Source organism: Streptomyces sp. NPDC047971, assembly GCF_040653355.1.
In the GTDB taxonomy this organism is placed as follows: Bacteria; Actinomycetota; Actinomycetes; order Streptomycetales; family Streptomycetaceae; genus Streptomyces.
In genome coordinates this window covers 1-6,622 of record NZ_JBEZNW010000083.1, presented here as the reverse complement: position 1 = coordinate 6,622, position 6,622 = coordinate 1, and the positions used below count along the sequence as shown (strand labels likewise).

Sequence of the window (6,622 nt, the reverse complement as noted above, 5' to 3'; positions counted from 1 at the left end):
GCCGGCTACTGGCGTCTGGACGACACCCAGGGCGCGGCGCAGGCCGCGAACGAGCTGCACACCGGTTTCGGCACGTACAACAACGTGACGCAGGGGGTGACGGGTCCGTTCGGCGCCGGAGACGCGACGGCGGCCCAGTTCGACGGCACCAACTCCTACGTGGAGGTGCCGCACGACGTCTGGCACAACAAGCCCGATCGCTCCGTGGAGCTGTGGTTCAAGACGGCCGAGCCGGGCGTCATCATGAGCGACCAGGCCAGGGCGCTGGACGACCCGGCAGGAGTCGGCGGCGCGTACAGCGACGTGCTCTACGTCGGTGCGGACGGGAAGCTGCGGGGCCACTGGTGGAGCAGCACCTGCAACGCCGGTAACACGCTGGGCTCCACGGCGAGCGTCACGGACGATGTCTGGCACCACGCGGTCATCTCCGCCACCGGTACCACTCAGACGCTCTACCTCGACGGCGTCAAGCAGGGAACCTGCACCGGCGCGGCCAACAGCCAGGCGACGTCACGCACGTTCCTCGGCGCAGGCTTCGCCACGAACTGGTACAGCTCTCCCGGTGCCGTCAGCTACTTCACCGGTTCGATCGCCGATGTCTCGGTCTACTCCAAGGGCCTGACGGCGGCCGATGTCGCCGGGCACTGGTCGGCGTACAAGGCGTCCTCGGGTGTCGCTCCGGTGCGGACGGTCAAGCTGACCGATCCGGGCGACAAGACGCTGACGTATGTGTACGACGCGGAGATGGGCAACCGTCTGCTGACCGCGATCGACACGGAGGGCAAGCGGACGACGTACGGTTACGACACGGGCGGCTTCCTGCACACCGTGACGGACGCCAACGGCAACCGCTCGATCACGGGTCATGACGTCCGGGGCAACGCCGTCTCCCAGACGAGCTGCCAGGACACCGCGGCCAACAAGTGCTCGACGGAGTACTACACGTACTATCCGGACGCGACCACGGCCTTCCCGCCGATGGACCTCCGCAACGATCTGCTGCTCACCGAGCGCGACGGCCGTTCCTCGGGTCCGACGGACAACACCTACCTCACCAGCTACACCTATGACACGGGTGGCAACGTCACCGCGGTGACCTCGCCTCCGGTAGCAGGCCATCCGAGCGGCCGGACGGTGTCGACGACCTACACCACCACGGCCACCCCGGCAGCGGAGGGCGGCACCGCCAAGGCGCCTGCGGGGCTGGTGGCCCAGGTGGTCACGGCGGCGGGGAAGAGGACGTCGAACACGTACTTCGCCAACGGTGATCTCGCCGAGACCATCGACGCCAACGGCGGCAAGGCGAAGTACACGTACGACAACCTCGGCCGGCAGCTGACCAAGACGGAGTTCTCCGACTCGCACCCCGCGGGTCTGACGACGTCGCAGACGTACGACAAGAACGACCAGGTCGTCACGGAGACCGATCCGAAGGTCACCAACCGGGTCACCGGCGCGGTGCACCAGGCGAGGACGACGACGGCGTTCGACGCCGACGGCAACGTCCTCTCGCAGACCGTCGCCGACCTCACCGGTGGCGACGCCGCGCGGACGACGTCGATGACGTACGACACCCACAACCAGGTCGCGACGAGGACGGACCCGGGCGGCGACACCACGTCGTTCGAGTACGACGCCTACGGCAACAAGACGAAGGAGACGGACCCCGCGGGGAACATCCGTACCTACGCCTTCGACGCCGAGAAGCGCCCGCTCACGACCAGCCTGGCGAACTACACGGGCGACCCGAACAACCCGTCGGCGCCGACCACTCTGGTCCAGGAGTCGCGGGCGTACGACCCCGCGGGCCGACTCGCGTCGATCACCGACGCGATGGGCTGGGTGACGGCGCACACCTACACCGACGACGGCCTGTCGGCGACCGTGGTCCGCAAGGACCCGCAGACCGGCAAGTCGTTCACGGAGCAGGCGAACACCTACGACGCCGCGGGCAACCTGATCGAGCAGATCACCAACGACGGCCTCACCCGCACCACGTTCACGGTGGACGCGGCCGACCGTACGACCAGCTCGGTCCTGGACCCGAACGGGCTCGCTCGGACCACGAGGGTCAGCTACGACCCGGACGACAGGGTCGTCTCCGAGACGGAGACCGACCCGACGACGGGCGAGGTCTCCACGTCCGACAACCTGCACGACAACCTGGGCAACACCACCGGCACCACCGTCCACGACGGCACCACGGCACCGGTGGCCCGGTACAAGCTGGACGAGACCACGGGCTTCTCCGTGGCCGACTCGTCCGGCGCGAACCACACCGGTACCCATGGCACTGGAGTGCACTGGAACACCGACCGGGGCGGCAGCACCGTCTTCGACGGTGACGTGAACTCCTGGGCACAGACCCAGGAGCCGGTCGTGAACACGGCCGGCAGCTTCACCGTCTCCGCCTGGGCCAAGCTGTCCGACCTCACGGCGGGTCGCACCGTGGTCTCGCAGGACAGCAGCAACATCTACGGCTTCGTGCTGTACTACGCGTCCGGCACCGGCTGGGCGTTCGCCCGCCCGAAGGCGGACGTGACGCCGCTGACGTTCGACCGGGCGGTGTCCGCGCCGTCCGCGGCGGTCGCGGGCGTCTGGACCCACCTCGTCGGCGTGTACGACGCCCAGGCGGCCAAGCTGCGCCTGTACGTCAACGGCACGCTCGCCCAGGAGGTCCCGCACAGCTCCCCGTGGGAGGCGACCGGCCCGTTGCAGATCGGCCGTCACAAGTACGGGACGACCTACGACTACGAGTTCAAGGGCGGCATCGACGACGTCCAGGTCTACAGCGAGGCGCTGAGCCCGACCCAGGTCTCCGCGGTCAAGGGAGGCACGCTCCCGGCAGCGGGCAGCTCGGTCCGTTCCACGACCTCGAAACTGGACCAGCGGGGCCTGCCGTTGTCGACCACCGACGAGAACGGCAACGTCACGGACTACGGCTACGACGAGGCCCATCAGCAGACCAGCGTCACCGAGCCGACGGTCAACGCGGAGCAGAACGGCGGGACCCCGGTCTCCATCCGTCCCGTGTCCATGACCGGGTACAACACCTTCGGTGAGCAGACCGAGACGTCCGACACGCTCGGCAACGTCACGGTCACGGCGTACGACGCCGAGGGGCAGGAGACCTCGACGAAGCTCCCGGGCTACACCGCGCCGGGTGCCGCGACGCCGATCACGCCCACGTCCTGGAAGGAGTACAACAAGCTCGGTCAGGTCTCTGCGGAGGTCGACGCGCTCGGCAGCCGCACCGCGTACACGTACACGCAGCTCGGCGAGGTGGCCTCGGTCACCGATCCGGGGAACGGTGTCACCACGTACACGTACTCCACCAACGGCGAACAGCTGTCGGCGACCCGGCCGAACGGCGCCCGCCAGGAGGGCACCTGGGACTACCTGGGGAACCAGCTCACGGTCACGGACATCGTCCGGCAGCCGACGCAGCGGGCGTACACGGTGATCAACGAGTACAACGCTCCGGGCGGCGAGCTGTCCCGGACCGTGAGCGCCACCGGTATCCCGGAGTCGTTCACGTACAACGTGGTGGGTGAGACCACGGAGGTCACCGACTCCGCGGGCCAGATCACCAGGTTCACCTACGACGCCGACGGCCAGGTCCTCACCTCGAAGGACCCGGACGGCACGAGCACCAGGAACACCTACGACGGTTTCGGCCAGCTCGTCGCCACGAGCGACCTGGACGCCACCGGCACGGTGCTGCGCACCAGCAGCTCCACGTACGACCGGGCAGGCAACCCGACGTCGGTGACCGACTACCGGGGCAGCACCACCACCCTCACGACCGACGCGTCCGGCGTCGTGACGAAGGCGGTACAGCCGGTCTCGTCCACCGAGTCGATCACCACGACCTTCGGCTATGACGCGGCCGGCCACCGGACGCGCTTCACCGACGGCCGCGGCAACGCGTTCCTCACCACTTACAACAGCTGGGGGCTTCCCGAGTCCGAGATCGAACCGTCCACCCCGGCGCACCCGAACCCGGCGGACCGCACCTTCACCACGGTGTACGACGCCGGCGGGCGGGCGAAGGAACACCGCTCTCCGGGCGGTGTGACCGTCACCAACGAGTACGACGTGGAGAACCGGCTCGTCCGCCAGGCGGGCACGGGCGCCGAGGCCGTCACGGCCGACCACACGTACGAGTACGACTCGGACGACCGTCTGACGGCCGCCGCGGGTGCGGGTGCCGAGAAGAACACCTTCACGTACGACGACCGGGGCCTGCTGCTCTCCACGGCCGGTCCCTCGGGTGCCTCGTCCTTCACCTACAACGGTGACGGGGCGACCACATCACGCACCGACGCCTCCGGCACGTCGACCTTCGGGTACGACACGGCCGGTCTGCTGAAGACCGTCAACGACGGAGCCACCGGCTCGACGATGACCTACAGCTACGACGTCAACAAGAAGGTCACGCAGGTCGACTACGGCACCGGGAAGTCCAAGCGGACCTTCGCGTACGACGCGTTGGAGCGGATGACCAGCGACAAGCTGACCTCTCCGACCGGCAAGGTGCTCTCCTCGATCGCCTACGGCTGGGACGCGAACGGCAACGAGACGTCGAAGACGACGACCGGTGTCGCGGGGGCTGCCACGAACACGTACACGTACGACCGGGCCAACCGTCTGACCTCCTGGAACAACGGGGTCTCGATGGAGGCCTACAGCTACGACGCGTCCGGCAACCGGACCCGCGTCGGCGCGGACACGTACACGTACGACGCCCGCAACCGTCTCACCTCGGACGGGCGCACCTCGTACCTGTACACCGCGCGCGGCACGATGAGCCAGATCACCGAACTGGGAGGGGGCAGCACCGCGATCAAGGCCGACGCCTTCAACCGTGTGATCAGCGAAGGCAAGCGGAGCTACACGTACGACGGCAACGACCGTCTGCTGGAGGCGAAGGACGAGACGGGCACCGCGCTGTACTCGTTCACGTACAGCGGTGTCGGAAACGACGTGGCCTCGGACGGTGTGACGTCCTACAGCCGCAACGCCGACGGCTCGCTCCTGGGTGTGAAGACCTCGGCGTCCGCGGTGCTGGTCCTCACGGACCTGCACGACGACGTGGTGGCGCAGTTCACCGACTCCGCCGAGGCGCTGACCGGTTCGCGGACCTACAGCCCCTTCGGCAAGGTGAACGAGACGACCGGGATGACCGGCAGCCTGGGCTACCAGTCCGGCTGGACCGACCCGGAGACGGCCAAGGTCAACATGGCCGCCCGCTGGTACTCACCGCAGACCGGCCAGTTCAACAGCCGCGACACGGTGGCCCTCTCCCCGCTGCCGACGTCCGTGACCGCGAATCGCTACGCATACGCCGACGCCAATCCGATGACGGCAACCGACCCGACCGGTCACTGGCCGAGCTTCGTCGACAAGGCGTGGAAGAAGGTCACGAAGAAGGTCAGAAAGACCGTCAACTCCACCGTGAAGAAGGTCAAGTCGGTCGCCAAGCGCACCGCCAAGGCCGTCCGCAAGGTGGCGAAGACCGTCAAACGGACGGTGAAGAAGGCGATCCGGAAGACGTACCGGGCGGTCCGCAAGTCCGTCAGGTTCGTGCGTGACAGCGTCAGGAAGATCAAGAGGTACGTCAAGCACACCATCAAGCGTGTCAGGCACGCCGTGGTCCGGGTCGGCAAACGGATCAGGAACGAGGCCAACAGGGCGCGCGACGCGTATCGGAAGCTCATCAAGAAGACGGTCAACAGGTTCGGGAAGATCAAGAGGGCCGTCAAGCGGGTCGTCTCGTCCGCGATGAACCGAGCCGTCGACAGGGTGAAGGAGACCGGTGGCAAGCTCTTCGCCAAGGGGTGGATCGCCGGTGTCCACGCGGTCTTCGACAACCTTGCGGACGGGGTCCTCGCCTTGGAGCCGAAGCTGCGCAAGGACCACCCCGACTGGTTCGGAACCCCGAGCCAGCCGACGGGCTGGGACCTCGGGTTCGAGTGGGTGAGCGGAAAGGGGCCGAAGAACCGGCACTTCGACGGAAACGACCGCTTCACGAGAATCCTGCAAGGGCACTACCACGTGCAGGACACGCGGAAGAGCATCGCCGCCGACATCAAGGACGGGGTGCTCAAGGGCGGCTCGGGGTGGAAGAAGAGTCCGCACCAGCTCGGTGAGAACGATGAGCACGGGACTTCGGCGGAGAAGCTCAAGCGGGACTTCACCACGAACTCGTCCGCCGCTTTCCTCGGCTCGTACACACTGCAATACCGGGTCGTGGGTGTGAACAAGGCGACGGGGAAGGCGACGGTCAAATACTTCGTCGACAACCCGAGCACCATCAATTCGGCGACGCACACGCACCCCATGTTCGGCGGCTACAGCCCGTGGTGGGACAAGAACATCGCGGAGCCGCTCAACAAGGACTACGCGAAGGGGCGCTTTTCCGAGAAGAGGCAGACGGTGTCGTGGACCGAGACCATGAGCATCCACAATCCCCGGTCTCCTCACGGGAACGTTCGCTGAGGTAGCTTGACCGGGATACACGGACAGGGGGTGGCTCTCCGGAATCTTCCGCCGCCGTGACGACGTCGTCCTGCTCCAGGGCTGCTGCCACAACCCCACCGGAGTCGACCCCTCCTCCGAG

Annotated in this window: 1 protein-coding gene; it reads left to right on the top strand. The window is 67.3% G+C overall.

The features are described 5' to 3' along the window. Window positions 1-6,501: LamG-like jellyroll fold domain-containing protein (locus tag AB0D99_RS35400; RefSeq protein ID WP_362372274.1), on the top strand; the 6,501-nt coding region annotated here is incomplete at its 5' end. Window positions 6,502-6,622 lie beyond the last annotated feature (121 nt).